The sequence below is a fragment of the Neisseria sp. P0021.S006 genome, from assembly GCF_051956895.1.
Window position 1 is genome coordinate 1 of sequence record NZ_JBQCWZ010000510.1, and the last position, 967, is coordinate 967.

The 967-nt window shown below is 49.9% G+C and carries 1 pseudogene; it reads right to left on the reverse strand.

The window, feature by feature from the left end:
- Nucleotides 1-161: 161 nt before the first annotated feature.
- Nucleotides 162-967 (reverse strand): annotated as a pseudogene (locus ACTHUM_RS15330) (IS5 family transposase); the annotation flags it as partial.

Below are 967 nucleotides of genomic sequence, written 5' to 3' on the forward strand. Positions count from 1 at the left end.
GTTCTTAACCTTTGGAGACTTTTGCAAAATTCCTTTTTCCCGACAGCCGAAATCCCAACACAGGTTTTCGGCTGTTTTTATTTCAAATATCCACTGATTCTACTCAAATACCCCCTTAATCCCCCTTGGATACCTGATTAAGCAGGCATCCGGGCCACCTTTTAGGCGGCAACAGGCACACTTAGCCTGTTGGCGGCTTTCAAAAGGTTCAAACACATCGCCTTCAGGTGGCTTTGTGCACTCACTTTAATCAGCCCGAAATAGGCTGCCCGGGCGTAGCGGAATTTACGGTGCAGTGTACCGAAGCTTTGTTCGACCACATAACGAGTCTTTGACAAATATCGGTTGCGTTTGGTTTGCGCTTCCGACAGCGGATGTTTGCGGTGGGCTTTGCACATAATACCGTCCAGTAACCGATGCTCTTCCAGATGTTGCCGGTTTTCCTCACTGTCATAGCCTTTGTCGGCATAAACGGTCGTACCTTTAGATAGACCTTCCAACAAAGGCGACAGGTGTTTGCACTCATGGGCATTGGCGGGAGTGATGTGCAGTTTCTCGATATAGCCTTCCGCATCGGTGCGGGTATGTTGTTTGTAGCCGAGTTTGTAGAGGCCGTTTTTCTTTATCCAACGGGCATCGCTGTCTTTACTCGGTGTGGTTTGGCCGCTAACTTGCCCTTCATCATCGACTTCTATGGCCTGGCGCTGTTTGCTGCCGGCGGTCTGAATAATGGTAGCGTCAACGACAGCAGCAGATGCTTTCTCTATTTTTAGGTTTTTTCGGTCAGTTGGCGGTTGATCAGTTCCAGCAATTCGGACAAGGTGTCGTCTTGCGCCAGCCAGTTGCGGTAGCGGCATAAGGTGCTGTAATCGGGGATGCTCAGTTCGTCAAAACGGCAAAACAGGTTGAAATCGATGCGGGTGATGAGGCTGTGTTCGAGTTCGGGATCGGATAGGCTGTGCCATTG